This window comes from Streptomyces sp. NPDC039609, assembly GCF_055596705.1.
Genome location: NZ_JBVIUJ010000021.1, coordinates 1 through 26,971, shown reverse-complemented (window position 1 = coordinate 26,971; position 26,971 = coordinate 1). Strand labels below are relative to the sequence as shown.

Here is a 26,971-nt window from a genome sequence, read left to right as displayed (position 1 = left end):
GTCAGCTCCCCTCGGTCACAGGCGCGAGGACCTCGGCGAGGTCGCGCCCGACCGGGGCATCCTGCCACGGCCGCATGGCCCGCTCCAGGGTGACTATCTCCCGCCGCATCCGCGCTGACCGCGTCTCCACCGCGATCTCCGCCGCCGTCCGTGCGATCTCCAGGGCCTGCTCCGGGGCGCCCATGGTTGCTGCCGCCGTGGCGTATCGCGCCATGTAGACGCCCCGGTCCCGCCGGGCTGTCTGCGGGACGATGTCGAGGACCTGCTCCCACAGGGCACCAGCCTCTGTGCCGAGGCCGAGGCGCCCGTAGCAAGTGGCCCGCTGCACCTCCAGGTAGCCGGGCGTCCGCCGGCACGCGTTGCCCCACGGAAGGTCGTCGTCGACGCGGGCGAGCAGTCCAGCGGCGGTGTCGATGAGCTGGTCGACGGCCATGCGGTCGCAGGTGAGGCTAGCGCCGTGCGCCTGCTGCTGAAGCGCCATGACCCGTACCTTCGGGGCGAGCCGAGCGGCATCGTCGAGCGCTGCCTCGCAAAGGTCGATGACAGCCCAGCCGTCGCCCAGATCGGTGCGTACCTGAGCCTGGTTCACGAGGGAGTAGCCGATGAGGTGCGCGTCGCGGGAACGTATGGCGATCTCCTGGGTCACTCCACGCCAGAACGAGGCGGCCTCCAGGTCGCCGGCGTCTTGGTAGAGCCACCCGACGAGGGCGGCGTAGGCCGCCCCGACACGCAGAAGACCGCGCCGGGTCTCTCCCTTCGCCGACCGGACGAGCTTGTCGATCAGCTGGTACTGCGCGGATACGGTGCCGATCAGGTCGTGGGGCCCGAGGAACATGTCGGCCCGGTAGTGCCCTTCAAGCTGTTCCTGGAAGTACGTGATCAGTGCGGGGTCGACATGCTGCGTGGATGTCGGTCCCGGGACCAGCGCGGCAGCGGTCACGCTGACGAATGCGCGGCGTTTCACATCGGCCTCTTCGTGGTGCTCCGGCCGGATCCAGCCCGGCGGTGTGGCGAATCCGAGGTCCTCGGGCCATCGGCCGAGCGCGTCGTGGATGACGAGCGCGGTCTCCTCCAGCGGCCAGCCCGGGCGGTCACCCTCCCACCGGCGCCAGGTGCGTGGCGAGACAGTGAAGTGCGCGTCGTCGAGGAGCTGTTGCCCGTGGGCCGTGAGCCCGGCCGCGGCCTGTTCTACCGTCCGCCAACCGGCGCGGAGCCGGGCTGCTCGCAGGGCGTCGTTACGGCTCATGCCGCCAGTGTGGAGTGTCATCGCGCGTCGTTTCGGCCGTGGCCGCGACATGGCCGTGGATGGCCACTCGATGGCCTGGTTGCTCGTTGCCGTGCTCACACATCATCGACCCGTAGCCGAAGGGGCGTGGAGCAGTTGGCGGATCTGCCCCTCCAACGACGGGCGGGGATGCCTCGTGATGACGATCAAGGTGTACCGGGTGGAGCCTGACGGCGCTCGCCGCACCGTCCAGGAAGAGCGGGAAGTCCAGCCCGCCACCGAGGTCCCCCAGACGCTGCGGTTTCCGCCCTGCGGCTGCCCCCGTTGCCACAAGGACGCCCGGTGACCCTGTCCACGGCCCAGCGCGTCCTGACGCCGGAATGCCAGCTCGGCGAGTGCACTCTGTGCACGGCGCCGGCGGAGATCCGGCTGCCCGGCGACCTGCCTACCGCGCTCCCCGTCGTGACGGTCCGCTGCGACCACCCGTGCCACGCACGACACGACACCGCGATCACGAGCACACCCTTCTGATCTGTCTGGAGGCACCGTGCACGACACCCGTTCACCCCTCACCCAGCTTCAGGGCCGTACCGTCCTGGTCACGGGAGGAGCCGGGCTCATCGGCTCCCGCATGATCTCCCGCCTACGGGAGCTCGGCGCCCGCCCGATCGCGCTGTGCACGCTGAACGCCTACCCGCCGCACGTCTACCGGGACCTGTTCGGCATCGACACCACGGACCCCGACGTGATCGCCGGAGACGTCCGCAACGACAAGCTCATCAGCCACGTCGTCGGCGAGTGCGACTACGTCATCCACGCCGCCGCTCTCGCCGACGTCGCCGCCTGCACCCGCAACCCACGGGCCGCGATCGACACCAACATCACCGGCACCCAGGTCCTCCTGGACGCCGTCGCCGCCACCGAACGCGTCCGACGCCTGGTGTACGTCTCCTCGGCCAGCGTCTACGGCGACGGCAACCCTGACGAGGCACAGGGCTCCGAGCTGCGTACCATGCGGCAGCTCCTGGAGTCGGTGTACGGGCGGATCGCGCCGCAGTTCCACGAACTGAACAGCCCCGTGAGGCCGGTGTCCGTCTACGCGAACACCAAGGCGTGGGGCGAGACGCAGACCGCCCTGACGCTCGGCGCGGTTGGCGCCTCGTACACCGTCGTGCGGTATTTCAGCGTCTACGGAGAACCGCAGACGATCAAGCAGGGCTCCCACTCGTGGATGGTGGCATGGTTCGCCGCGCGGGCCGCGCTCGGTCTGCCGCTGCACCTCAACGGCGGCGGCCACCAGATTCGCGACCTGGTCCACGTCGACGACGTCGCCGAGGCGACCCTGCGGGCACTCGTCTCGCCGCAGACCCACACCGAGACCCTCAACATCGGCACCGGACAGGCAACGAGCGTCCGCCAGGTCGCCGAACTGGTCCGCGAGCACTACCCCAACGCCCAGTTCATGGAGACCCCGCTACCGCCCGGCGACCCCCTCGGCGGCTACGCCTGCACCCGCCGGATGCAGAACACGCTCGGCTGGAGTCCGGCCGTGTCGCTGGCCGACGGGGTCGCCCGGTACGTCACCTGGCTGCGCAAGAACCCCGCTGCCCTGCCGGAGTGGATGGAGGAGGGCGCGGCTGCCTAGATGACCGGCGGGCGTCCGAGGCGGGTCATGCGCCAGACAGTGGCCCAGCGCATGGGCCGCCTCGCCCCGCACGGCCGGCGCACCCCCTCAACGAACCCGCCGAGCCACGCTTTCAGCCCCGAAAGGGACCGGGCGCGTGCCACCGTGAGGAGGGTCCACACGCCCAGGTAGACGGGGACGAGCGGGGCAGGCAGGTTCCGCTTGGCCATCCAGACCCGGTTGCGGGCGGTCATCCGGTAATACACCGCGTGCCGGGCCGGGCTGGTCTTCGGGTGCTGCAGCAGCAGCTCCGGCTCGTAGAGCACCCGCCAGCCGGCATCGAGGGCCCGCCAGGCGAGATCGGTCTCCTCGTGGGTGAAGAAGAAGCCCTCCGGCCAGCAGCCGATCTCCTCCAGCATCCGCATCGACAGACCGTGGCCGCCGCCGAGGAACGTCGTCACTTCGCCCCGGCGCATCGGGTCCTTCGACCGCAGCCGCGGGACGTGGCGGCGCTGCGTCTCGCCACTCTCGTCGGCGATCCGGAACGAGACGATGCCCAGCTTCGGGTCCGCCTCGTACAGGTCGACCAGCTTGCGGAACACGTCCGCGTCCACGAGCAGTCCGTCGTCGTCCAGGTCCACCAGGACATCGACATCACCGAACTCGCGGAGTTGCTCGATCGCCACATTCCGCCCGCCGGACACACCGCGGTTCTCCGGCAGCTCGACCCCGGTCACGCCCGCCGGCAGCTCGGGAAGCGACCTGGTCCCGTTGCCGACCACGACGACCCGGGTGGCGGGCTCGTCCTGCTTGGCCACCGCATCGAGCAGCGCCCTCAGCTCAGCCGGCCGCGTGCCCATCGTCAGCACAGCCACACCCACACGCGGTCGCGCCACAACCCGCTCCGTCCATCCGCTCGGCAACACCCGGAGCCCGCGATGCTAGCCGCATCGTGCTCCCTGCCGTTCACACGAAAGGAACGCGCGCCATGGCTTCCGTCCACCTCGGCGACTACATCCGCAGCGCCACACACGGTCAGCTGGCCAACACCGCGTACGGGGATCTCGCCGGACACGAGCTCGCCGACTTCCTCGCCCAGTGGCCCGACCTGCACGCAGCAGCGGTGGCCACACTGGAGGGCGAGCGCATTCATCCCACCGCCCAGATCCACCCCAGCGCGATCATCGGCGACGACGTCATCATCGGACCCCACGTGAAGGTTCACGAGTTCACGACCGTCCGGAACCGGGCCGTCCTCGCCGCCGGCGTCTCGGTCGGCTTCAACTGCGAGGTCACCCACGCTTACGTCGGTGAGGACACAGTCCTGGGCCACCGCATCGGCATCAACCGAACCCTCGTCGGCGCCGACGTCCACCTTTCCTCGTCCGTCACCGTTGCCGCCATCCACCTCTGCGACGACATGACCAAACCCGACCGCGAAGTCCTCATGCGCGGCCCTGACGGCCTCTACCGCTGCGGAACTCCCCGCTTCGGCGGCCTGATCGGCGACGGCACCCAGACCGGCCACAACATCGCCCTCGGCCCCGGCATCGCCATCGGCCGCCACAGCCGTCTCGATAGCGGCATCACTCTCGCCGCCCGCACCACCCCCGCCCGAAGTACCCTCAGCGCGCCCCACGTGGCCGAGACACGGATCCGTCCACGCCGACGCAGGGAGATGGTTACGTGACCGAGCGGGCCAGGTCACCCGTGTGCGGCGCCTGACAGGTCATCTCAGTGCGCTGATCGTACGGTCGCTGTGACACCTCCGACAGGACGGACTGGTGTGGTTGCCCAGGTGGCTCCGCGTTCCTTCGCACGTACGCGGAGCCACTGTCCTGCCCGCGCCTCCACTCAGAAACGGTCGGGTACGAAATGGCCGCCAGTCAGTCCGATATACATGGCAGCTATGTCTGACCGACTCATCGTGGCAACCGACGGCTCGTGTGACCCGAATCCCGGCCCGTGCGGCTGGGCTTACGTGGTGGGGAACGTTGAGGGCCACGTCCTGCGGACCGCCTCCGGCAGCATGGGCGAGGGCACAAACCAGATCGGGGAACTGGCCGCGGTCGTCAAGGCGCTGGAGGAGACCGACGGGCCCATTGAGATCCGTACGGACTCCGCCTACGTGATCGGATGCCTCGGGAGGTGGCTGGTGAAGTGGCGAGCCAACGGCTGGCGCAACCAGCAGGGAAAGCCGGTCGCCAACCGCAAATTGATCGAGACCGCCGTGGTGCTGATGGCGGGGCGAGATGTCGTCTTCCTCAAAGTGAAAGCGCACCAGGCGGACGGGGATGCGCTGAACGCGGCAGCTGACCGTGCCGCCGGACAGGCTCGCGGCCCGGTCAGCAACACGCAGATCGTCTACCGCAGCCTCACGCAGCCGGACCCCGAGGCAAGCCAGTGGGGGCAGGGCAGCCGCAGTTACCAGGGGGTGTATCGAGGGCTGCCGCGCAACGTGCCCGGCACGCGGACTCTGGACGACGATCCGCGGTGCATCGGCCGCTGCCCCTCCTGCGGGGCCGGGCAGGGCGAAAAGTGTACAGCCCCGCCCATTTCAATCGGTGGTGTCCACCCTGACCGCCTGAAGGCGAACAACATCCCCTTCGGCATGGTGCCCGGTTTTTCCCGCGCTTTGGAACGCGTTCAGCGGCGACGCCGACGGCAGAGTTGAACGACGTTGAGTGCGTGATCTGCTACTCCAGGCAGGGCCTCGGGCAGTAACTCCGAGCCGCGCGGTGCGTTGGGGATGCCGTGCCACAGCCTGCGTCGACCCCCACCAAGACCACTGCCGCTCCGGCCGGCAAGGCCCAGCCGCTTCCCTTCCTGCTGACCGTCCAGCAAGGCGAGGCGGCTCGGGCGCTGCTGAGCTATGTGGCCTCACTGACGCTGCCGGGGCCCGACCCGCAGCTTCTGGCCGTCGTGGTGGCCGTCAGGGCTGCCCGCGGTGGCCTTGGCAACGTCACCGGGGCGGACCTTTGCTCGCTGCGGCTGGGAGATCCGCGCGAAGCCGTCGAGGCTCTTCGCGGTCTGGGCTGGAAGCTGGACGACGCGCTCTTCGACAGCGACCCTGCCGCGCCTCCGGTGCCTGTCACCGTCCCCGATCTGAGCCGCGAGAGGGCGCATCCTCTGCCCTTCGGGAAGAACATGCGATCGCGCGTGTCCGGATGGGTAACACGCACGCTGTCGGCCAAGCCGGTCAGGAAGCTCTCACCCGCCGCAAGACTGGCCGGGCTGTTCGCCGCCGCGCACAGTACGTCCGGCCTCCTCGGGCGGATCCCGGCTGACCTCCCCGAAGCCTGCTGGGCGGCTCTGCCGGACCTCTTGCACAAGGGCTTCCTGGCGGGGCTTTCCGGCGACCGGTGGCGCTTGGACTCGCAGCTACGGCACTTGTCAGGTATGCGCCCGCCAACCGACGAGGAGAAGGCGGCGGAGCCCCCGCAGGCCCGAGCCAGGCCCACCGGCGCGGTGACTTCAGGGTTCGAGTTCAGCGCCGGCACATGGGCGCAGTGGAAGGACACGGTCACACTCGCCCTGCGTCGGCACGTGGACAGCGTTGAGTGCTGCCCCCTGTGTGAACTGTCCCCCGAGCGGGTCGCGGAGGCGTTCCTGTGTCCCGCCCGACCCTATTTCGTCTCCAGGAATGTCAAGACCGTTTACGGTGAGTGGAAGGACGCCCACCCGGACCGCGGCCCTCAGGCCGCCAGGTTCACCGTGGTCTTCCGGGCTGAACACGGACACGGCCCTTCGTTCAGGCAACTGGCCGAGGGCCTTGGGTGGGGTCAGATTCACCAGGTGCGCGCCTTCATCGTGCAGCGTTTGCTGGCGAATGGATGGCTGGCCAGCACCGGAACGGTGCCATGGACGCTGCGGCCGGGGCTGGCCGCACAGGATCAGGGCATCGCTCTGCCCAGAGCGCGAAGCTCCGCGGCTGCTGCCGCTCCGGTCCTGCGCTGACCTGGGCGAGGGCCTGCGGGCCCTTCGGGGGCGATCAAGCGCTCGTCGTTCTTGACGATCTTTTCCCCTCGGGGGGTGAGGGGTCGGTACGGTGCGGCCATGCTGACGTTGTTCCGGAAGGCTCAATTCTTCGGCTGTCGCTTCAAACGGCAGCATTTGAACGACCTGCACGATGCAGCTGTCGAAGGCTTGTCAGGCGCGGTTGTCCGCTGGGAGGGGGTGGGGTGGAGTAGCCCGGGGTCCTGGAACAACAAGGACGACTACTTCCGGGTTGTGGCGGAGACTTTGCCGGAACTTGAGGCCGAACTTGGGCACCGGACGTTGAGGGCCTTGATGCTCACAGTGACAGCAGCAGGGGCGGCGTCGGAGCCGTTGGCGAAGGTCGTCGTGGGTGATTTCGTGCGTCCCCAAGGGCAGTTCAGGATGCTCTTCCTCGGGCTCTTCGACGTCACGGACTCGGCGTGGGCTACGACGGTTCACGTGACGGACGCTGATGCAGGCGCAGCCCGGGACCGGATGGACCGCCTGGTGGCCGTTCTGAAGCGTGCTCAGGGGCCGCGGCGGATGCTCAGGGGTTGGCCACGGGCGGTTCATGCCGCGGTGCAGACCTTCCTTCTTTGGTTCTTCGTCGCCTATGCGCAACTTGAGTCCGATAAGTACTTCATCGGAGGGATATGCCTGGCCATCATGACCATAGCTGGCTGGCAACTTTTTGTGGACACGCTGGTCAAGACGCGGGTGTCTGTCGTGCCTGCGCCGCAGGGGTGGTGGCAGAGCCTCGTGGCCAACCCTGGAGCCTCCGGAGCTATCGGTGCGGTCGCTGGCGGGCTGGGGCTCTTGGTCGCAGTGATCTCGGTGGTCGTCGCCATCGTGGTTGCCTGACAGGTTGCGACGACCACGGCCAGGGCGCGGCCGCGACCGAGTAGGGGGAGACGTGGATACACAGATCACGACCGCGCTGATAGGCGCCGTGGCGGTCGGCGGAACGATCGGGGGGACGGTAATCGGATCGTGGCTCCAGGCCCGGGGCGGGCGGGCCCAGGCCGCTGCCGCCCGGGACGCCGCCGCCACCGCGGCCCGGGCCGCGCACGACCAGGCGGTACGGGAACGGGTGTGGAGGGTAGTGCCCCTGTACCTGCGGGCCGCAAGTGCGTACGTGGACGCCATGGAGCGCCAGTTGCAGACCGAGGACGCCGGGGCGGATGTCCGGGCGGCCTATCGGGCGTTCGAGCTGGCCCACGCCGAGGCCGAGCTGGCCGTACCCGAGGAGATGCGGGACGCCCTGGTCAACCTGCGGGGATCCATGAACGGATTCCGGCACGTCGAACGCCAGTGGGGGCGGAGTATGCGCGCCTGGTACGCGCTGCGGGAACTGGCGGTCGCCGGGGACGCGGCCGCCGGCCGAGCGGTGCGGATGGTGCCCACCCGGGAGTGGAGCAGTCGACCAGACCAGCCGGTCATCGTTCGGAGTGAGGGGCCTTACGAACCCGGCCCGGTCATCGCCGCGGTGGAGGCCGTGACCGCGCTTACGCCGCGCCAGCGATCGACTCTGAGCACAGCACTCCGGCGCGACCCGGGGGAGCGTTACGCCCGCCTGGAGCGCGCCCGTAACACCCATGAGCGGGCGCGGCGGGCGGTGATCGACGGCACCCGGGTGGCACTGGGCACTGTCGCCGCGTCGGCCGCCGTCCCCGAGCAGACCACGACCACGACCGAGGAGACCCGTTCATGAGCTTGATTCCGGCGATCACCTGCGACACCGAGCGGTGTCTAAGGGCTGTCACCTTCGAGTCGCTGGCTTCGTAAGTGAGAACGGAGAGCGCACCCCGCGTCCCGGGCCTGCAGCAATGGGACGGCGAGGGCGACGTCTCCGCCACGGGATGCTCGTGACCGCGGAAGCTTTCCGGGGCGGTGCCGAGGTGAGGTCAGCTGGTCTGTTCCTGCTTCCGCAGGGCTGTCGCGAGTTCGTGGAGTACCGCTCTGAGTCGGGTGGGCTCGGGGAGATCGTTCATGGTGATGAGCGGGATGTTGGCGCTGATGGGACGGTGTAGTGCGTCGTCGGCGATGTCTTTGAAGCTGGCGAGGTTCTGGGCATGCCGCTTATCAGTGGTCTTCATGGTGAAGGTGTGTTGGGCGGCTACCTGCTTGAAGTCCTTGTGGCCGAAGACTGGTGGGATGTGGTCGAGGACGGCGCGGATGAGGGCGGCGCATGCGTAGGGGTTGTCCGCGGCGTAGCTGCTGTTGAGTTCGTGGCACAGGGCGAGGAGCTTGTGGATCTTCCACTTCGTGGTGTGAGCGGCGTCCTCCAGGTCGGCGAGGAGGTCGTCGTCGAGGTAGGGCGGGCGCCCGGGTGGGGCGGGGGCGGGGGAGGCGATGATCACGTCCCCGGAGACCGCCATGCTGCTGGGTGGTGTGCTGGCGTAGTGGGTGGCGTTGGCGGTGACGATGTCGCAGGTGCGGTCGAGGTAGTCGTTGATGTCTGCTACGTCGAGGTACTGGAGGACGCTGCGGGTGACCTCGCGGCTCCAGTGGCCGTTCCTGAGATCTCTTTCGGAGAAGCCTTCGAGGGTGCCGTTGCCGACGGAGATGGCGGGTTCGTAGGAGAGCAGGTCGGGGAGGGCTTTGACGAACGGCGGGCGTAGGTCCAGGTTCGAGGCGAGCTTCCTGGAATCGAGGTAGGCCTTGCCGGGTTTGGTGGGGGAGGAGGGCTTGTTGTACCAGGTGTCGATCATGTGGTTGAGGACGCGGACGAACGGTGTGCCTGCCCGTCCCTGCATCTCGGGCAGGGCGTAGCAGGAGGCGAGGGTGAGCCGGATGATGTCGGTTTCGCCTATGTGGCGGTGATCGGTGACCGCGGTGGTGTAGCCGTAGCCAGCGGCGAAGGGGGAGTCTGCGCCGATTCGGGGGAGGGAGTGGAGGATTGCTTCGGCGTCGGCCCGGATGAGGTCGAAGTGGTGCTGGACGTGCCCCCACTGGGGCCAGTCGCCGGTTTCGGTCCAGCTGTCGGCCAGGAAGCGGAGGAGGGACAGCTGGGCGTCGGTGAGTTTCGCCTCGCGGAGCGCGTTCAAGGAGACCTCTTCGAGAGTGCCGTGCAACGTGGCTTCCGGCGGGGTGCCGGGGTGCAGGCACCCTATCGGCGTGACCACGGTCCAGCTGTTGAACTTTACGGAACAGACAAGCCGTCCTCAGCCCCCTCCGGGCCGCAGTCGCGGGGCCCGCGCCACGCTCCCGCACTTCCCCTCCGGACCTTGCCCACCCCTGGCATCCGGGAAGGCAGCTTGTCTGTTCCGTAAAGTTCAATCTCCGGTCAAGGAACCTCATTGACGGGTGGACACAGCCAGGCATCTCATATCGTCATGAACGACGAAGAGTTCGGGCGACTCCTGGAAGAGCTTGTCGCGCGCGAGATCCGCAAAGCTCCCCACACACTCGCCCGCCGCTGGCGACGCCGCGCCCAGTTCCGAAGCGGCCTCCGCCGGCACTGGGGCCGGGGCCTCGACCTCTACCACCTCACCATGGAGTACGCCCGCGAGCTGGGCGCCACGATCAACCGAAGCGCTCCCCAGCCGCGCGATCCTCTCACCGGTGTCCTCACCCAGATCCACGCCCGAGCCTGTCGAGCAGCCGACGAAGTGCACTGCCTCCTGGAGGCCGGACACGCCCATGGAGCCCTCAAGCCAGCTCGACTCCTCTACGAGCTTGCCGTAGTTGCCTACACGCTGGGCGCGTACGGCCGCCGCCCAGAGCACGACGACCTCGTCGACCGATACCAGGCTCACCACGATGTCGCCGCGTACAAGTCGATGGAGACCTACCAGAACCACGCCGAGGCGCTCGGGCAGCACCCCTTCACCGACGAAGAGATGGCGTTGGCCAGACTGGTCTCCGACGAGGCCAAGACGACCCACGGCAAGAGCATCGGGAGGCAGTTCGGCTGGGCAGACCCCCTGCCCGGCGAACCGAAGCAGAAGACCACTCAGGACCTAGCCAGACTCGCGGGCATCGCCCACCTCCACCCGTACTTCGAATGGGCGTCCGCAGAGACACACGCCGGGGCTCAGGGCATCGCGATGAACACCGCCGCCACACGCCGAGGAGACGTACTGCGAGCAGGCCCCGGTGTCGACGGAATCCCAGAGCCGGCCAGCCTCGCCCTGCTCTGCCTCTACCACTGCACAGTCGCCCTTGTCGTACGCGGAAGGCCGCAGGCCGGTGAGGAAGCCTTGATACACCTCCAGGTCGTGGAACGGCTCCGTGCCCGGACAGACACAGCGCTCGGAGCCGCACACCTGAAGACCGCGGCACGGCCCCTGATCGCCACCAACTGAGCGACGAGCGCGGAGCGCTGCCCTCTTGTCTGCTCCGTGAAGTTCGAAGCGCGAGCTCTAACCCGACCTCCCATTCCGTGGACGCCCGTCCGCCCTCTAAGACAGGATTGAGAGGAGGGGGAAGAGAGTTGAACGAAGAGCAGTTCGCCGACATGGCCGGCCAGTTCCTTCGCGCCAGCCTTGATTCATGGCGTGCAGGGAACCAGGCCTTCTCCGCACTTCACGCCGGTATCGGATGCGAGCAGATCCTCAAGGCGCTGCTATGCCACCACAACCCCCTCCTGATTTCCGAGAAGGGCGATCCGTCCTTCCGCTTCCACGCCGTCGGACGCGGCGCAGCGAAGGACGTCAAACCGCTGTCCCATGCGAGGACCATCGGCCTCCTCGACGCCTTCAGGACCGCAGCGATCCTCATGGACGGCCGGATGCCCATCACCGAACAGGCCTTCAAACCGTTCGCCGACTCCCGCAACGGCGTCGCCCACACCGCCTACCTCGACCGCCAGACCGCCAGGAAGACCCTTGAGACAGGACTCCAGGTCGCCGAGTCCGTGCGCGCCGAGCTCGGCCTTGACCCCGGTGACTTCTGGGGCGAATACGAAACGGTCTGCACGGACTTGCCGCAGGTCGCTGCGATGCCCGCCGCTACAGGACCAGTCGACCGGCCCTCCATTGAAGCCGCCGCCGAGGCGCTGGCGCTCGCCGAACGGGCCAGAACTCGCACCATGGTCTCCGCCGCCGTCACCGCGGCCACCGAGGCCGCCTCCTGGACGTCCACGCCAAGACCACGCGAACACCAAGAAGATGTCGCCCGAACCGCCCTGAACGCGGCACTGATCACCGCGCTTCGGACGTCCGGGACCGCAGCCCGCCACGCCGCCGCCCAACTCCTCACAGAGTACGAAGTGATCCCAGCTCTCACCCACCCGCTCGACACTTCGCCCGCCGCCCCAGGGGGCACACAGCACGCCCACACCGCTGTAACAGTCAAGGTCATGATCGCCTCGGGCGTCATTGCCGGATGCGTGGACGCCCAGTACCTCGACCTTGATCAGACCATCGTTCACAGCCTGGTCAAGCTCGACGCCGCCGGCTGGCTCAGAAGCGGCCAGGCGAAAGACGAGCACGCATGGTGGCGGGACTGCCCAGCGTGTGGCTACGCCGGCAACGTGTACGGGGACCTCGTCGCCGCCCCTTGCCAGTGCGAGGAATGGGAAGACGTCTGCGAACACCCCGGGGGAATCATCGGCGTCGGAGCCGTCGAGTCATTCTCCTGCCCCTTCTGCGGCCTGTCTCTCAGCAACCCTGCTGAGATCACCACGGCTGGCATCGAGTCGCACACCTAGCCCGCACACCGGACGGAGTGGTGACCGTTCTAGCGCGAGCCAGCGTCACAGCTACGCTCAGCGAGGTGAGCATCAGCCCTGACCCCCGCGCGATCCTCGACGCCTGGCTCGCTGGTAGCTACGTCCGCGCCGACGGCCAGCCCGTGGCCGGCAAGGCATGGGACGACGACACCGTCTACCGGTACAAGGCCGCGCTCGCCGAGTGGCCGGTCTATCCGCCCGGACAGCCGCCACACGATCAGTCCTGGTTCGCGTACATCGGCGCCCGGATCTGGGAATTCACCCCCGATGACATCCGCGCCTGGGTGGACCACCTCACCAACCAGGACGGCACCACCATGAGCGAGGCCGCACGGGCCCGCGCCGCGAGCGCCGTCCGCTCGTACTACGCCCACTGTGAGGACGCCCTCGGCGCGTCCTCCTGGCGTCTCCCGCGACGTTCTCAGCTCGTCGGCCCCATCGCTGCCAAGGAGCAGGAACTGCTCTCCCGCGACCAGATGGAGGCCCTGCGCTCAGCCGCCGACGGCTACCGCGGCCCCATGCCCGAGCGCGCCCGCCTCGCCGTCTACCTCAGCCTCGCTGGCCTCCGCCCCGGGCAGGCGATCGGCCTTTCCCTCCTGCAGATCCAGCGCGACGACCAGAACACGCCCACCTGGCGCCTGCCGGCGAAGAACAACTCCGCCTCCGCCGTCGCCGCCCCCACACCGATCCCCCTCCCCGTCGTCTGGGCCCTCGACGACTACCTCCCCGTACGGAGTTGGAGACCGCCCGACTCCACCGAGACCACCGGTCCCGTGCTCGTCTCCCGGCTCGGGCGAGGCCTCGACCGCGTCACCTTCCCCAAGCTCATCAGGGCCGTCGCCGCCACCCATCGCTTCCTCGCTGATGACGCCGCCGCACTGTCTCCGGACCTCATCGCCCGCTCGCCGTCCCCCTCGCCTAATCTCAGATGTACCTGAGAAGGGCGGACGTCACGCAACAGACCGGGGTGAAGTGGACAACATTTCACCCTCCGATGTACCCGCGAATGATGCCTATTGGCATTCCAGTGTGTACTTTGATTACGCGCCGCGAATTGAATGGCTCCGCGCGACGAAATAGTTTGCATGTGGCCCGGGTCGCCAAATGACCGGAGGCCCGCCGCAACATTCGTCACGACGGGCCCCTCAGACTGCCGCCCGGGCCTGTCTCTAGCAGGCCTGGGCGGCTACCGGGTCAGCACCTCGACGCTGACCGCCAGCAGCGACACGAGCGGGTTAACCGCGGCAAGGACCCTCAGGAACTGGGCAGATACCCGCTTCCATCGGCCGCGACCTCGTGTACTGCCATCCTGCGCGGAACACATGCGGTGTGTCCCCTTCCCCCTCAGGAGAAGCCACCCGGGTGCGGCCTCTCGTAGTGGCGGCCCGGCGGTATAGCCCCCGGACCACCCACCGAGGGGCAGCACCTGACACGCCTAAACGTGCTGGATCGGCGCAAGAGTTAGAGCATATCCACGATTTCCCGCCCGAACGGTGGATCACTGAAATTCAGGGTTCCGCGGGCCTCTTATCGACCGGTTTCCGGAAGTCGGCGTCGAACGCTGATCTATCTGCCTCTGCCCTTGCGGTGCTCGGGAGTGGGCGGTTGCGGGCCAGTACCCGGAGGCGTCTCCGTGCGGGCCGGCGGCGAGGGGCGGCCTCGGGTTGTGGTCGAGCGGGACCGGGCCGCGCTCGGGCTGGGTCTGCGTGCCTCCGGCTTTCCCTGGGCCGTGTCCCGCGTTTCCGCGAGCCGCGCACAGGCGTCGGCGAGATGCTTCCGGACCTTGTCCTCTGCCTCCCGCGCTGCGGCCGGGAGGTGGTTCCGGCGCGCGGACTCTTCGCGGCCCTGGATGGTGAGCGGAAGGTCGACAACAAGCGGGAGAGGCGCCGGGGCATCGGCCAGGGATGTCTCGGTGAGGAGAGCCAGCAGCGGTTCGGCAGCCATGAATGCCTGGCGGGCCGGGCTCGTAGGGTCGGGGGATGCCATGGCCGCGACCGCCGCGGCGTCCTGGGCGAGCCGCTGGAGGACGGGGCGGCTCTTCTCGTTCGTCTCACCACGGGCAGCCATCTCGATGAGGACCGACTGGCGCTTCGCGAGCCACTGGAGGGCTTCCTGAGCGGGGAACGGCTTCGCGCGCTCGTTCTCAAACGACTGGACAGCGGCCGGCGGCTCCGGCCATCGGCCGTCCGGACCGCGTTCGCCGAGGTAGAGGAAAGCGGCCGATCGGTTGGTAATGACGATCCGCTTGACGGCGGGGCTCTGCACGGCGGCGGCCACGGTCTCGGGCACCATCCGGTACGCGAGGTCCTGGAGCTCCGGCGGCGTCCACCGGCCGCCTTCCAGGAACCGGTCAAGAGCGTCAAGGCGACTGCGTTCCTCGCGGACCGCGAGCGCAACGAGCTCGACAGGACGTCCGGCCTGGGCGAACCTCTCGGCGGTGCCGATCGTCATGGCGGGGTCGCGGAAGACCCCTTCCAGCAGAAGGGCGTAGCCGTGCTCAAGGGCGTACTCGATACTCATCCGGACCCAGGCCCCCGAGGCCTGTGCTGACGCGGTCTCTCGGGTCTGCGCGTCCTCGGCGAGGAGTTCGGCGTAGCGGGGGTGCAGGGGGCGCAGTTCGTCGCCGGTGAGGGTGACGATCGTGCCTCTGTGTCGCTGTGCGGTGGCGGCCATGGCCTGGCTCTTCCCGGCGGCAGGCTGGCCGCCCAGCAGGACCAGGGGCGGGTCGGCCTGCGGTTGGAAGCCGCCGAAGACGAACTCCCGTACCCGTTCGTCGAAGCGGGAGCGTAACTGTTTCTCGGTCAGGTAGTAGGAGCTGGGGTTGGTCACCGGGCGGCCTTCAGGGTCTCAATGTCTGCCTTCCAGGAGGAGATGTGCTCCAGGAGGGCCTGCCGGTCCTGAGCCTGCACTGCGCGGCGCTCGTCGCGTACGGCGAGGACGCGCTGCCACCAACGCTCGCGCTCTTCCTCGTCCGTCGCGGCGTCCGAGCGGTGGGTGCACAGGCCGATCAGCTCGTTGGCGGTCTCGGCGAAGACGTCGTAGACCATGGCGGTCGGGGTGTTCTCGTACGGGTCGGTGGTGTTGGCCATGGGGTTCATCCTTCCGGGATGGGCTGGTGTCGCGGTGAGGTGGTCCTACACGTACTCAGCTCGAAATGGATTCGATGTGGTGCACAACGTTGCGCGGGATGCGAGTACTCACGGCTGCTGGTCCTCGTCGGCCGCGATGGGGCCGCCATCCAGGTCGATAGGGGTGTAGCCCGAGGGGATGGCGATGCCTCCGCTGGAGGAGGTCTTGCCGGAGCCACCGGGTGTGATCCGTACCCCACGGCGAGCAGGAGCTCCCGCGTCGGCGGGGCGGCCCGCCGGTCGCTGTAGATCCGGTGCACGGTCTCCGCGTAGCTCTCCGCCCGGTCCAGGCGCGGTGCGTCGGTCACCGGACTCACCCGGAGACCGGCCGCGGGTAGATCGGGATGTGGATCTCCCCGCCGCCGCAGTCGAAGTCGGCCCACTCGTGCTCGGGGGCGAGCATCCACCCGTTGTCCGTCGCGGCCCGCACCGTCTCCCGGACCGCCTCGGTCCTGCTGGGGTAGTCCCCGAGGCTCACGGACGCGAGCGGCCTCCCCAGGTCGGAGGTGTAGGTGTCCACCGACGCCCCCCACGTGTCGGAGTCGATGTGCATGATCAGGAGGTGCGTGGCCACCAGACCGGCCCGGGCGGCGAGTTCGAGGTAGCGGAGGTGATCGGTCTGCATCACCAGGCCCTCGTACTCCGGGAAGTAGTTGCCGAGGTCCTCCTGTGCCTCCTGGTCGCCCTCCTGCGCCTTGCGCAGTACGGCGACGGCATCCGCGATCCGCTCGGGGGCAAGGACGTCGTCGGTGGACCTGGTGACTCCTGTCGGCGTGTGCTCGATGTCGTGCACGGCGGTGAAGCCCTCCCGAAGCAGGGCATCCGGAGTGGCCTCTCGGGCGAGGTCGTGCTGCCAGCGCAGCGTGGCCTCGGGGACACGACGGTCGGCCGACCGCAGCGCGTTGCGGGTCAGGCAGGTGTCGAGGTCCGCCGGGAAGCGCAGAGCGAAGGCCGGGCGTCCGTGGCGACGAGCCAGTTCCAGAAGGCCCGCGCGGACCTGCGGTTCCACGTTCGTGGAGTCGACGAACACCGTGCGGCCGGCGGCCAGGTGCTCTTCCAGCAGGCTGTTCTGCCGGGCGACGGCGGCCGGGGTCACCGACTGGTCGCCCGCGCCGACCCCGCTGATCTCGCGGCGCAGCTCGTCCAGGCACACCACGGCATCTGCCGGGAACCAGGCGGCGGCGGTGGACTTGCCCGAACCGGCGGGCCCGACGGCGACGAAGAGCGGGCGGGGTTCCAGATGCGGCTGGTTGTTCTCCGTGGTGTCGTTCATCCTTGTGCCTTTCCGGTGTTCTCCGGCGCGACCTGCGGGTCGCCGTCCGTGTCGTGGTCGGGGTCGTTATCCTCGGCCAGCCGCTGGAGCACGGCGGCCACCGTGACCGCCTGGTCGAGCGCCATGGCGTCGAGCAGCGGCTGGTGCAGCGCCTTGTAGCCGGTCTCGAAGCCCGTGTGGAACCGGCACGGATCCGAGGCCTCGGAGCAGGCGCCGCAGTTCTCCCAGTCGGTGTCGTACAGCTCGATCTCCACCCGCTGGTGCTGCTCGGACGGCTCCAGGCGGAACGCGGCCTCGGGGCGGAAGACGCCGAGCTCGCGCTGCGGCCAGTCCTGCGGCAGCTCTCGTACGCGCAGGCCGAGGGCGGCCGCGACGGCGGGCTGGTGCTCGACCAGCCGACGCCACAGGTTCTCGGCGGCCAGCACGGGGTCGTCGAGGCTCACAGCGCCGCCCCCTTGCTGGGGATGAGCAGGCCGTTCGTGCGGTGCAGGACGCGGTCGACGTACTCCTCGCGGTCGAACTCGGCGTCAGCGCGGAGTTCCTCCGGCGTGCGGGTCCAGTCGGCCAAGTCGGCCACCTCACGGGCGCCGCGGAGCGCGTCCTCCCGGGTTGGGAAGGCGACGAGGCCCAGGCCGGAGTGGTGGGTCAGTCGCCAGGGGTTGGCGGCGCCGTCGCCCTCCTCCTGGAGGTCTCCCGGCAGCTCGAAGACGCGCAGCCCGGGCACCGGCTCGACGCCCACCACGGCGTAGTTGCCGCTGGAGCCGACCACGGGGATCGGGCAGGGGACCGGCGGCAGCGCGTCGCCGTACGGGTCGACCTCGGGGTGCGTGTAGCGGATCGGCTTGCCCTTGGCACGGGCGTAGTCGATCTCCGAGCGGGTGGAGTCCCCGATGTAGTTGCCGACGATCAACACCTCGTCGGCGAGGCGGATCTTCGCGCGGTGCAGTTCGTCGAGGCGGTGCTTCAGGTCCTCCGCGTCCGCCGGGTCGCCCCACAGCGCGTGGGGCTGCTTCATGTCGCAGCCCGGGCGGACGACGATACGGCCGGCGGCGGTCTCCTGGAGATCCGCCTCGGTCATCGCGTCCATGAAGCGGGTGGAGCCGCAGATGGCGACGATGACCGGCAGGCCGAGCCCCCGCTTCGCGGAGACGAGGTGACGCTCGGGGGTGAGTAACTGCGGGTGTGACATGGGCGTTTCTCCTCTACTTGGGGTTGAAGATGCTGTGGAAGGCGTCGCGGAAGACGGCCACGTTCTCCGAGGTCATCCGGTACGCGATGGCCTTCTGCCAGCTGACGTGGTCGGGGTCGTAGTGAGGGAAGACCGGGGCGTCGAGGCCGGAGGGCCACCACTTCCGCCGCTCGCCTCGGGTGACGGCCCGGGACAGGGCGATGGTCGGACCGCGCAGGTCACCGGCGAAGGCCTCGCGCAGTTCCTCGGCGCTCTTGTCGCCGTCGGCCTCCACGACGAGCCGGGCGAAGGTGAGCGCGTTGGCCGGCAGCGACGCGAGATACTGCACGGCGCGCTCGACGTTCCACTCGGTGTCGACCGTCAGGGTGAGCTCGTGGCGGTGCTCCGCCCACAGGTCGAGCAGTTTCCGCTCGAACTCCGGGGAGGCGCCTTCGATGGTGATCCTCACGAAGGCCTCCGGTGAATTCTTGCCCGGTTCTTGCTTTGGTTCTGCATGGGACGAGCATGCCGGGCCGAGCCCGCTCCGTCTAGAGTCGGGGAGAATCTGGCGAGAATTCTGCACTCGTTCGGGTGACTCGGTAGCCGGGCGTCGATCGGCTCGGATAATGTGCCATATCCGGCGCGAGAAGGCCTCTGAGCTGCGGTTTTCTGCAGTCCAGGGTTTCCAGTGGTACCTCTTCCGCCTCAGTCCATGTCGTGCGCCAGCGTGTCGGCGCGCCAAGCCGGGAATACCGTGCACAGGTCGGAAGGAGGTGCCCGTGATCAGGCTTGCTGAGGCGGCAACCGAAGCTCACACGTGGGACCTGAACTGGGAGGCTCTGGTCGCACTTTCCACGGTGCTGCTCGCCATCGTCACTGGTTGCCTGGCGTTCTTCACCTGGCGCGTGGCTGCCAAGACTCGGGATCTGGCCCAAGAGGGCGAGGCTGACCGGCGGGCACAGTGGCGCCCGGTCCTGCTGCCCGCCGGCGACAGGTTCGTCAGTCAGTCCGAAGGCCCCTTGTTTGAAGGCCAGGTGCTGGGTTGGTTGGGGGGTGGGTTATACAGCGTCGCTGGTCTCGAATTCAACTCGACGGAGCGGACGCTGACTGTGCGGCTCCATAACGCTGGGCGCGGCCCGGCCCTCCATGTGCGAGCCCAGTTAGAGCAGCCTGGAGCCGAGGGTGGCATCAGCCCCCGCTCCTGGTCACTCGGTGCTCTGGCATCCGGCGAGGTTCAGAGTCTGGTCTTTGACAATGCTGTGTTCGCCGTACATGCGCAGCTGCTAATCGACTACCGCGACCTAGCCGGTACCTCGTACGCCACTGCCTGCACTCTCCAGCGAGGCGCCCATCGGCCCCATCTCTATGATGTCCGCACTTTTGAAGGGCACGCGGTAACCAGGCTCGGCGATGCGGTGTACCCGCAAGCAGGGCTGAGGGACGTCCGCCCAGCCTAAGAGGGCTCTGAGCTGGGGAGTACCCAGCTCAGAGCCCCTGGGGGCACCGCGTCGTACTCAACCGTCCTCGTGGGCCAGCGCCCCGGCGACATCGGCCGCGAGCCCGTAGCCCGGGCTGTCGTCCAGGAGTTCCTTCCGCGCGTTGTAGCGCTGCGTGGTCCGCGAGTCCTTGTGGTCTGCCCAGCGCTGCACCTTGTCCGGGCGGGCGTCGGGCCTGGCCAGGGCGTGGGTGATGGCGTCGACCTTGGTGCCGTGTGGGCCGCGCTTCGGCAGATCGGCACGCGCGGCGATGGACTGGAGGGTGCGCCACACCGCTGGTTCGTCGAGCTGGCCGCCGCTGGCAGTGCAGAACAGCCACCCCGTCTCCCGGCCGCCGAGGTAGTCCTGAAGGGCGTCCCACGCCGCCGGCGGGACCGGCTTCTTCGCCCGACCGCCGCCCTTGACCTTCTCCAGCAGCAGCACCCGGTGCCCCTTGTCGTAGGAGAGGTCCTCCGCGCGGGCGTTGAGCAGCGCGTCGATGCGCAGACAGCAGGTGTAGAGCACCAGGAGCATGGCGTAGGTCCGCTTGCGGTACGCCGCGATGCGATGCTCGTCGCGGGCCGTGACCAGCAGCTTTGCCCACTCCTGCTCGGTGTAGCCGGGCGTCGAGGAGAAGTCCGGATCGAGGTACGGGCGTTGGACGGCGTCGAACGGGTTCTTCACGCCGTCATCGCTGACCTTGTCCAGGAAGGCGAAGAACGAGGAGGCCGCGGAGAGGGAGTTGGCCCGAGAGGCGTCCGAGTACGGCTTGCCGGTACGGGCCATCTCGCCCCGTCGGCCGCCCTTGACCCGCACCCACGTCGGGGTCGTCTCCAGCCAGAGCCGGAACCCGTCGGCGAGCGTGAACTTCACGGCCATGGGGTGGGTGCCGTGCTCCCGGGCGAACTCCTCGAACACCTTGAACCCGCGGGCGTACGACTTCTGCGTGTTCACCGACCGCTGGTGCGCGATCCAGGACGCGGCGAGCGTCGGCAGCGGATCGCCCTCGCTGTACAGCGCGAGCAGATGGTCGTACAGCTTCCTCGCGTGCTCGGGCCACAGGTCGCGCGGATCGCGCCGGACGGTCGCGAGCGTCGACCGGGGCGAACGGGCCACCTCCGAATCCGGTGTGTCGGGCGATTCACCTGATTCCAGTACATCCTGATCCGGTGTCAGCATCCTGACAGGATAACCGTAATTATCCTGTACGTTCGCGTGACGCCTCAGTGCGTCAGTCCGCACATGACGACACAGGCATGTCAGATCATCCGCGACGTCTCCCGATCGTCAACTTTCATCAGACAGACAGATTCGGTCAGTTTCAATCTGACGCCTACGAAGCGTCAGAGAACGTCTGACAAAGAGGGTTCGGCAGCCCTATGGTGACGCCATGACCGAGACCAGCCCGACGGGCGACGTGACGCCCGAACCGCCCCCGCATCCGTTCACCGAGACGGCGCTCGCGCGCCTGATGCTGTCTTACGCCCTGCGCGAGACCGCCGAGTGCGCCCTCGGCGGCATGGCCACCGGTGACGACGCCTCCAGTTCTGTCGGACCCGGCGACTACGTTCGTGAAGCGGCCCGCCTGATCCGCCTCGCGGAGGACGTCCAGCGCTGGGCCGCCGTCTACGAGCGCGAGCGCGGCACCAGCTGGGAGGAGATCGGCGAGGCCTTGAACATCACCCGCCAGTCCGCCCACACCCGCTTCGCCGAGCACGTCAAGAAATGGCGGGCGCCGCTCGACGAGCCGGCGAAGCTCCTCCCCGACGGCACCGCCGACGACGAGCGCATCCCCTACGGCGCCCGCTACGCCCCCGCCCAGGACATCGACCCCGCGTACGGCACCGCCGAGGAAACCGCCCGGAACCTGGACACGTTTCTGCGTCAGCACAGCAGCCCGCTTGACCACTGGCGCGACCAGGTGCACCCGGTCAGTGGCGGCCTGACCCGGCACTCCACCATCTCCATGATGGTGCTGGCCGACCGTGTGGGCAGCCGCCTGCTCCACGACCAACTGGTGCCCGACCCGCAGGCACAGGCTGACCTGTGCGACCGCCGGGTGGCCCTGTACGAGCGGCTCATCCGCGAGGGCGGCCCCGTCCCCGCCGACATCCACCAGTGGATCGCCAAGGACAAGGCCCGCGCCGCCGCCCTGCGCGCCACATCTGGCCGCGGAATCCCCTGGGATGCCGCCAGCCAAGCGGTACCCACCTCTCGCGCCGAGGAGAGCGCCCGATGACAGAACCCACCGAGCCGAAGCGGCCGATGTCCCAGAAGCAGGCGCGCGAATTCATCGCCGACGCGCACCTCGTACTCCGGGACCGCGAGACCCGCCACTACGAGGTCGTCACCGAAGCCGGCGTGGTCCTCGGCCACGTCGAGCCCGCCTACAAGATGGGACGCCGCTCCGGCTGGAACGGCTGGGCCGCGGACTCAATCCGCACCTCCACCCTGCCCGTACACGCCACCCGAGACCAGGCCGGAGCAGAAGCCCTACGACAGTGGATCGCGCTGGCCACGGCCAAGCCCAGATCGTTCTGACTCGCCTCAGTGGCTCTGTTCACGTCGTAGAGCAGCGTGTCGACAGCAGTTCGGGAGGCACCCACCCGCCTCCGATGTTCACGAGAACGGGCTCTGGCTCAACTTCTGTGGAGCTGGGCTGTATGTACTCGCGCCAGCGGCCGGCGAACCTGGTGACCTGCCGGTTCGCCAGTGCGCGGGACCCGATGCACCGAGCGTCGAGGCGTCACCACAGAAGTTGAGCCAGAGCCCGAGAAGGTTCTGGCACAGCTTCCGTGCAACGACCACTCTGAGTGTCGACAGAGCCCTTCAGGGCGGTGGCTTTGGACGCGAGAACGGGAGTCGCTTGTTCGCGACTTCGGGGGTCGCCTCAGAGCGGCGGCCATGATCCATGTCGATGAGTTCGGGAGTCACTCCTGGCGATCAGGCCCCGAAATTCCAGCTCGAACACCATCGGGCAGCTGACCGGCCAGTAGCTAAGGCGAGCGGGAGATGACGCCTCAGGTGCCGACCGCCTAGCGGCCCCCAGGGGCCGAGGCTCGGGCTGGTCCTTAGCGCCCCAGGTTCCCCGAGGCAGCCCCTGACCGGTGATGGGCACTTCATTCGCCAGTCTCAGCCAGCCTCCGCCAGGGGGCTATTCGTCGGAGGAACGCAATAATTGGGACATGAAGCGCCTCTCCGGTCCTGCCGGAGGCTGTACGCGAGTGCGGCCGGGGTTCTGGGTGCCACCAGAACCCCGGCCGAGGTGTGCGGGGCGTTGAGGTGGGTCCGGCCGATCATGTGCCGGTCGGGCCCGCTTCACACAGGCCGCGACTTGCCGTCCGGTACCTCGCATGCCCACAGCGCTGCTAGCGCGCGAACTGCGTCACACACCCCGCGATCGATGTGACCGCGCCAAGCACAGCAATGATCACCTGCGCTCGGATGTCTGGGCCGATCCGCTTCCGCATGTTCACCTCCCTCCCGACGAGTCCAGTTAGCAGACACGCCCCACCTTCAGACTGGGACGCCTCACCTCTACCTGACACCCGACAGCAGGTGGCGAACCATTGGTCGTGCCCTGGCGAAGCCTGGCGAATAGTGACCGAATATCGGACAGTAGTGTTCGGATAGTGGACCACAGTGCGCACCCTGGCAAACCTGGTTGTAGTCGACGGGCTGCCAACGGATGTTACGGATCGGCAAGGGGCATCCGACGGTCCTCAAACAGCGCGATAGGCAACGTGTGCCGATGGCCGCATAGGTTCGGACGGCCGGACAGCGGTCGGTTCAGCCCCGAGGTTCGCGACGGGCAGGACGCGGATCGCGCTACGGCGTCGGTGCCGAGCTTGTCGTTGATCTGGCGGCACAGCTGTCCGCCGAGGAGTCGGAGCTGCGCCACACTCAGGCAGGCCAGTGCGAGCCTTCTCGCCATACGTGGACTTCAAGTGGCCGTGGATCGAAGCCCAGGACGACTGCCTCCCGTTTTCGTGAACACCGCCTATTCGCGCGAGCGTGCGACTCCCAATGTCGTGTCAAAACGACGTCGCTACTCGTGTACATAGCCAGGGCGGCATCGAAGTCGCCCGAAAATGAGCCGTCATCGAGGCGGCTGGGCTCAAAGTTTGGGCCGTGGAAGAGGTCGTGCTTCGGCTGAAGGAGCTGTTGTTCCCGTCGATCGCGGACGTCGCGGTGCTGTCGGTGGACGTGAATATCGAGATGGTGCGCGTCGACGCGCACTGCACCACGGCCGGCGCCGTCTGTCCGGGGTGCGGGGCCTGGTCGACCCGGGTGCACAGCTCCTACCTGCGGTTTCCCACCGACGTAGCGAGCGCCGGACGAAGCGTCGTACTCCAGCTCCGGGTTCGGCGGTTCCGGTGCCGGAACACCTTGTGCTCGCGCCGGACTTTTGTGGAGCAGATACCCGGCCTGACCCGTCGGCACGGTCAGCGCACCGAGCGGCTGCGCTCGACGCTGGCCTCGGTCGGTCTCGCCCTGGCCGGCCGGGCCGGCGCCCGGCTGGCTGGGTCCTCGGCGTGTCCGTGAGCCGGAGTACCGTGCTGCCGCTGACGGACACCCCGAGAACGCGGGCGATGCGGGCCCCGGCCCGGCCCGCGAGGGCCAGGCCGACCGCGGCCAGGGTTGACCGCAGCCGTTCGGTCCGCTGACCGTGCCGCCGTGTCAGACGGGGCGCTGGTAAGAACTGTGTCACCAGCCGCAAACGGCGGTGATCTCGCGGGGCGTCAACCCTGCGGGTGGGCCCAAGACCGTATGGCTGCGGCTCAGCGCAGCTCACCCTCGGCATGGTGCACGGGGGTGCTCCCGCAGGGCGTTGCGTGCGGGGCATCTCGTGCGGCGTTACGGTTTTCAGGAGAGACCGCTCTAGTGAGGAGGGCGGAAGATGCTGGTGGAAGCGCTAGTAGCACTGGCTGCGGCTGGTGGCACCGCGGTGGTGCAGGCCGCGGGGACGGACGTGTGGAACGGGTTCCGCCAGGCGGTAGCGGGCTGGTTCGGGCGGGGCGACACCCAGCGGGAACAGGCGGAACTTGAGCGCCTCGACCAGACCGCAGCCGCCCTGCAGACCACCGACCCGGCCCAGGCGGAACGGGCGCGGATCAGCCAGGAGGCCTCCTGGCAGGCCCGCATCGAGGCCATGCTGGAGAACCTGGACGATGCAGAACGCGACCACGCCGCCGACCAGCTGCGCGACCTGCTGGCCGAGCACGTCCCGCAGAACGTTGTCACGGTGGGGCAGGGCGGACTGGGCGCAGGCCACGACGTGAACATCCACGCGCAGGACAGCTCAATCGCGACCGGGGTTCTCCATGGGGGTGCACACGTCGCCCCCCCTCCGACGCCGGATCCGCCCCAGGACTGAGCGGACCGGCCAGCCCCACCTCGACACCTGGGCCCATCGGCAGGCCGGGAAGTGTCACGGCCCTCGATCACAGCTTCGCCGTCGGCCGGGCCGACAAGGTCGACTATCACGCCGCCCCGCGTCCCCCGGTGACCTGGCCGCACCAGGTCGGCGTGCTGCCCCGGCAGGCCGACGGCTTCCAGGACCGCGCCACCGCCCAGCATCTGGAGCACGCGGTGGACAGCGGCGGCACCACGGTGCTGTGTCAGGTGTTGGCCGGCCTGGGCGGAGTCGGCAAGACCCAGCTCGCCGCCCACCACGCCCGCACCCTGTGGCAGAGCGGGCAGCTGGACCTGCTGGTATGGGTCACCGCCACCTCACGCGACGCGGTCGTCACCGGCTACGCCCAGGCCGCGGTCGAGGTGCTCGGCGCCGACCCCGCCCACCCCGAGCCCGCCGCGCGCGCGTTCCTGGCTTGGCTGGAGCCCAAACCCGGCACCGCACGCCGCTGGCTGGTCGTGCTCGACGACCTCGTCGACCCTGCCGACCTGCGTAGCCTGTGGCCCCCCGCCAGCGCTCACGGCCGCACCCTGGTCACCACCCGCCGCCGCGACGCCGCCCTCACCGGACACGGCCGCCACCTCGTGCCCGTGGGCCTGTTCACGAAGGACGAGGCCACCGCCTACCTCACCACCGCTCTGACCACGCACGACCGCCACGAGCCCGCCGATCAGCTCGCAGGCCTCGCCTACGACCTCGGATACCTGCCGCTGGCACTCTCCCAGGCCGCCGCCTACCTCCTCGACGTCGGCCTGGACAGCGCCACCTACCGACACCAGCTGGCCGACCGCACACGCACCCTCACCGACGTGCTGCCCGACCCCTCCGGACTGCCCGACGACCAGGCCACCACCGTCGCCGCCGCGTGGTCCCTGTCCCTGGAGTGCGCCGACCGGCTCCCGCCGACGGGCCTGGCCCGCCCCATGCTGCAGCTCGCCGCGATGCTCGACCCCAACGGCATCCCCGCCAGCGTCCTAACCAGCCCGCCGGCCCTCAACCACCTCGCCCAGCACCGCACCGCCACCCCAGGGCAGACACATGCCGCAGAGATCACGGCCACAGACGCCACACGGGCCCTGCGTGCGCTGCACCGCCTGAGCCTGGTCGACCACACCCTCAGCAGCCCGCACCACACGGTCCGCGTCCACCAGCTCCTCCAACGCGCCATCCGCGACCCCCTCCCCGCCGACCGGCACGACGAAATCGTCCGCACGGCCGCCGACGCCCTGATCGCCGCCTGGCCCGAGATCGAACGTGACACCGCCCTCGCCCAGGCCCTGCGAGCCAACAGCGAAGCACTCACCCTCCACTCCGAGGATGCCCTGCACCTACCCGACGCCCACCTCCTGCTCTTCCACACCGGCCTGAGCCTCGGCGAGGCCGGCCAGACCGCGGCCGCCCTCCGCCACTTCCAGCACCTGTCCAGCACCACCCAGCACCATCTGGGCCCCGACCACCTCGACACCCTCGCTGCCCGGAACAACCTCGCGTACTGGCGTACCCAGGCGGGGGATGTGGACGGCGCCGTCACTGCCGGCGAGCAGCTCCTTCCGGACTACGAGCGGGTGCTGGGCCCCGACCACCCCGGCACCCTCACTGCCCGGAACAACCTCGCGTACTTGCGGGGCGAGGCGGGGGATGTGGACGGCGCCCTCACGGCCTACGAGCAGCTCCTCCCGGACTACGAGCGGGTGCTGGGCCCCGACCACCCCGGCACCCTCACTGCCCGGAACAACCTCGCGCGCTTGCGTACCCAGGCGGGGGATGTGGACGGCGCCGTCACTGCCGGCGAGCAGCTCCTTCCGGACTACGAGCGGGTGCTGGGCCCCGACCACTCCGAGACCCTCGCTGCCCGGGGCTTCCTCGCGTACTTGCGGGGCGAGGCGGGGGATGTGGACGGCGCCCTCACGGCCTACGAGCAGCTCCTTCCGGACTGCGAGCGGGTGCTGGGCCCCGACCACTCCGAGACCCTCGCTGCCCGGGGCTTCCTCGCGTACTTGCGGGGCGAGG

General features: G+C 68.9%; 26 protein-coding genes and 1 pseudogene. 17 read left to right on the top strand and 10 right to left on the bottom strand.

Annotated elements, in window-relative coordinates; translation table 11 throughout:
• Position 1 precedes the first annotated feature (1 nt).
• The gene (locus ACZ561_RS38165; protein ID WP_471004429.1) at positions 2 to 1,246 is read right to left on the bottom strand and encodes a Twin-arginine translocation pathway signal; all 1,245 of its coding nucleotides are present in this window, start codon (positions 1,244 to 1,246) and stop codon (positions 2 to 4) included.
• Positions 1,247 to 1,424: 178 nt separating this feature from the next.
• Between ACZ561_RS38165 and ACZ561_RS38160 the strand changes: the two genes are divergently transcribed.
• Genes ACZ561_RS38160 through ACZ561_RS38150 form a run of 3 tightly spaced genes read left to right on the top strand, consistent with a single transcriptional unit; the run spans position 1,425 to position 2,870 of the window.
• Positions 1,425 to 1,571 carry a hypothetical protein gene (locus ACZ561_RS38160; protein ID WP_471004427.1) on the top strand — a complete coding sequence of 49 codons (147 nt, stop codon included), beginning with the start codon at positions 1,425 to 1,427 and terminating at the stop codon, positions 1,569 to 1,571.
• Positions 1,568 to 1,756, top strand: a complete 189-nt coding sequence (locus tag ACZ561_RS38155) for a hypothetical protein (protein ID WP_471004425.1) — start codon at positions 1,568 to 1,570, stop codon at positions 1,754 to 1,756. Before ACZ561_RS38160 ends, ACZ561_RS38155 begins: the two co-directional genes overlap by 4 nt.
• A gap of 16 nt (positions 1,757 to 1,772) precedes the next feature.
• The gene (locus ACZ561_RS38150) at positions 1,773 to 2,870 is read left to right on the top strand and encodes an NAD-dependent epimerase/dehydratase family protein (RefSeq protein ID WP_471004423.1); all 1,098 of its coding nucleotides are present in this window, start codon (positions 1,773 to 1,775) and stop codon (positions 2,868 to 2,870) included.
• On the opposite strand, the gene ACZ561_RS38145 is transcribed toward ACZ561_RS38150, so the two are convergent.
• Positions 2,867 to 3,745, bottom strand: coding sequence for a glycosyltransferase family 2 protein (locus ACZ561_RS38145; protein ID WP_471004421.1), 879 nt, complete (start codon positions 3,743 to 3,745; stop codon positions 2,867 to 2,869). The two genes, ACZ561_RS38150 and ACZ561_RS38145, sit on opposite strands and share 4 nt — an antisense overlap.
• A 92-nt stretch (positions 3,746 to 3,837) precedes the next feature.
• Here ACZ561_RS38145 and ACZ561_RS38140 point away from each other — a divergent pair, with 92 nt between their 5' ends.
• The 5 genes from ACZ561_RS38140 to ACZ561_RS38120 all read left to right on the top strand — a co-directional run bounded on the left by ACZ561_RS38140 (position 3,838) and on the right by ACZ561_RS38120 (position 8,538).
• Complete coding sequence (locus ACZ561_RS38140) at positions 3,838 to 4,539, top strand: LbetaH domain-containing protein (RefSeq protein ID WP_471004419.1); 702 nt, start codon at positions 3,838 to 3,840, stop codon at positions 4,537 to 4,539.
• Positions 4,540 to 4,758: 219 nt separating this feature from the next.
• Positions 4,759 to 5,523 carry a ribonuclease H family protein gene (locus ACZ561_RS38135; RefSeq protein ID WP_471004417.1) on the top strand — a complete coding sequence of 255 codons (765 nt, stop codon included), beginning with the start codon at positions 4,759 to 4,761 and terminating at the stop codon, positions 5,521 to 5,523.
• Positions 5,524 to 5,603: 80 nt separating this feature from the next.
• Positions 5,604 to 6,806, top strand: coding sequence for a hypothetical protein (locus ACZ561_RS38130; protein ID WP_471004415.1), 1,203 nt, complete (start codon positions 5,604 to 5,606; stop codon positions 6,804 to 6,806).
• Between the two features lie 99 nt (positions 6,807 to 6,905).
• Positions 6,906 to 7,688 carry a hypothetical protein gene (locus ACZ561_RS38125; protein ID WP_471004413.1) on the top strand — a complete coding sequence of 261 codons (783 nt, stop codon included), beginning with the start codon at positions 6,906 to 6,908 and terminating at the stop codon, positions 7,686 to 7,688.
• Positions 7,689 to 7,740: 52 nt separating this feature from the next.
• A complete protein-coding gene (locus tag ACZ561_RS38120) occupies positions 7,741 to 8,538 on the top strand; it encodes a hypothetical protein (protein ID WP_471004411.1) in 798 nt (265 codons plus the stop codon).
• Between the two features lie 193 nt (positions 8,539 to 8,731).
• On the opposite strand, the gene ACZ561_RS38115 is transcribed toward ACZ561_RS38120, so the two are convergent.
• Complete coding sequence (locus ACZ561_RS38115) at positions 8,732 to 9,952, bottom strand: hypothetical protein (protein ID WP_471004409.1); 1,221 nt, start codon at positions 9,950 to 9,952, stop codon at positions 8,732 to 8,734.
• Positions 9,953 to 10,162: 210 nt separating this feature from the next.
• On the opposite strand from ACZ561_RS38115, the gene ACZ561_RS38110 reads away from it, so the two are divergent.
• From ACZ561_RS38110 to ACZ561_RS38100, 3 genes are all read left to right on the top strand, one after another.
• Complete coding sequence (locus tag ACZ561_RS38110) at positions 10,163 to 11,134, top strand: DUF5677 domain-containing protein (RefSeq protein WP_471004407.1); 972 nt, start codon at positions 10,163 to 10,165, stop codon at positions 11,132 to 11,134.
• 128 nt (positions 11,135 to 11,262) lie between these two features.
• Entirely contained in the window at positions 11,263 to 12,480 is a 1,218-nt protein-coding gene (locus tag ACZ561_RS38105) for a hypothetical protein (protein ID WP_471004405.1), read from the top strand.
• Positions 12,481 to 12,545: 65 nt separating this feature from the next.
• Entirely contained in the window at positions 12,546 to 13,439 is an 894-nt protein-coding gene (locus ACZ561_RS38100) for a hypothetical protein (RefSeq protein ID WP_471004403.1), read from the top strand.
• A gap of 628 nt (positions 13,440 to 14,067) precedes the next feature.
• Here ACZ561_RS38100 and ACZ561_RS38095 read toward each other — a convergent pair.
• From ACZ561_RS38095 to ACZ561_RS38070, 6 genes and pseudogenes are all read right to left on the bottom strand, one after another.
• Positions 14,068 to 15,330: a zeta toxin family protein gene (locus tag ACZ561_RS38095; protein ID WP_471004401.1), complete on the bottom strand. Its 1,263-nt coding sequence runs from the start codon at positions 15,328 to 15,330 to the stop codon at positions 14,068 to 14,070.
• The gene (locus ACZ561_RS38090; RefSeq protein ID WP_471004399.1) at positions 15,327 to 15,590 is read right to left on the bottom strand and encodes a hypothetical protein; all 264 of its coding nucleotides are present in this window, start codon (positions 15,588 to 15,590) and stop codon (positions 15,327 to 15,329) included. The genes ACZ561_RS38095 and ACZ561_RS38090 overlap by 4 nt, the downstream gene beginning before the upstream one ends.
• A 352-nt stretch (positions 15,591 to 15,942) precedes the next feature.
• Entirely contained in the window at positions 15,943 to 16,902 is a 960-nt protein-coding gene (locus tag ACZ561_RS38085) for an AAA family ATPase (protein WP_471004397.1), read from the bottom strand.
• Positions 16,899 to 17,345, bottom strand: a complete 447-nt coding sequence (locus ACZ561_RS38080) for a hypothetical protein (RefSeq protein WP_471004395.1) — start codon at positions 17,343 to 17,345, stop codon at positions 16,899 to 16,901. The genes ACZ561_RS38085 and ACZ561_RS38080 overlap by 4 nt, the downstream gene beginning before the upstream one ends.
• Before the next feature lie 365 nt (positions 17,346 to 17,710).
• Positions 17,711 to 18,091, bottom strand: a pseudogene (locus ACZ561_RS38075) (hypothetical protein); the annotation flags it as partial.
• Positions 18,092 to 18,104: 13 nt separating this feature from the next.
• Positions 18,105 to 18,539: a hypothetical protein gene (locus ACZ561_RS38070; RefSeq protein ID WP_471004393.1), complete on the bottom strand. Its 435-nt coding sequence runs from the start codon at positions 18,537 to 18,539 to the stop codon at positions 18,105 to 18,107.
• A 310-nt stretch (positions 18,540 to 18,849) separates the two neighbouring features.
• On the opposite strand from ACZ561_RS38070, the gene ACZ561_RS38065 reads away from it, so the two are divergent.
• On the top strand, positions 18,850 to 19,527 hold the full coding sequence (locus tag ACZ561_RS38065; RefSeq protein ID WP_471004391.1) for a hypothetical protein: 678 nt from the start codon (positions 18,850 to 18,852) through the stop codon (positions 19,525 to 19,527).
• A 57-nt stretch (positions 19,528 to 19,584) separates the two neighbouring features.
• Here the strand turns inward: ACZ561_RS38065 and ACZ561_RS38060 are convergent, their stop codons facing one another.
• Positions 19,585 to 20,724 carry a tyrosine-type recombinase/integrase gene (locus tag ACZ561_RS38060; RefSeq protein ID WP_471004389.1) on the bottom strand — a complete coding sequence of 380 codons (1,140 nt, stop codon included), beginning with the start codon at positions 20,722 to 20,724 and terminating at the stop codon, positions 19,585 to 19,587.
• Between the two features lie 211 nt (positions 20,725 to 20,935).
• On the opposite strand from ACZ561_RS38060, the gene ACZ561_RS38055 reads away from it, so the two are divergent.
• The 5 genes from ACZ561_RS38055 to ACZ561_RS38035 all read left to right on the top strand — a co-directional run.
• Positions 20,936 to 21,784, top strand: coding sequence for a hypothetical protein (locus ACZ561_RS38055; RefSeq protein WP_471004387.1), 849 nt, complete (start codon positions 20,936 to 20,938; stop codon positions 21,782 to 21,784).
• The gene (locus ACZ561_RS38050; RefSeq protein ID WP_471004385.1) at positions 21,781 to 22,086 is read left to right on the top strand and encodes a hypothetical protein; all 306 of its coding nucleotides are present in this window, start codon (positions 21,781 to 21,783) and stop codon (positions 22,084 to 22,086) included. Before ACZ561_RS38055 ends, ACZ561_RS38050 begins: the two co-directional genes overlap by 4 nt.
• Before the next feature lie 1,590 nt (positions 22,087 to 23,676).
• A complete protein-coding gene (locus ACZ561_RS38045; RefSeq protein ID WP_471004383.1) occupies positions 23,677 to 24,090 on the top strand; it encodes a transposase family protein in 414 nt (137 codons plus the stop codon).
• A gap of 355 nt (positions 24,091 to 24,445) precedes the next feature.
• A complete protein-coding gene (locus ACZ561_RS38040; protein ID WP_471004381.1) occupies positions 24,446 to 24,922 on the top strand; it encodes a hypothetical protein in 477 nt (158 codons plus the stop codon).
• Between the two features lie 128 nt (positions 24,923 to 25,050).
• On the top strand, positions 25,051 to 26,971 hold a 1,921-nt coding region (locus ACZ561_RS38035; protein ID WP_471004379.1), incomplete at its 3' end, for a tetratricopeptide repeat protein.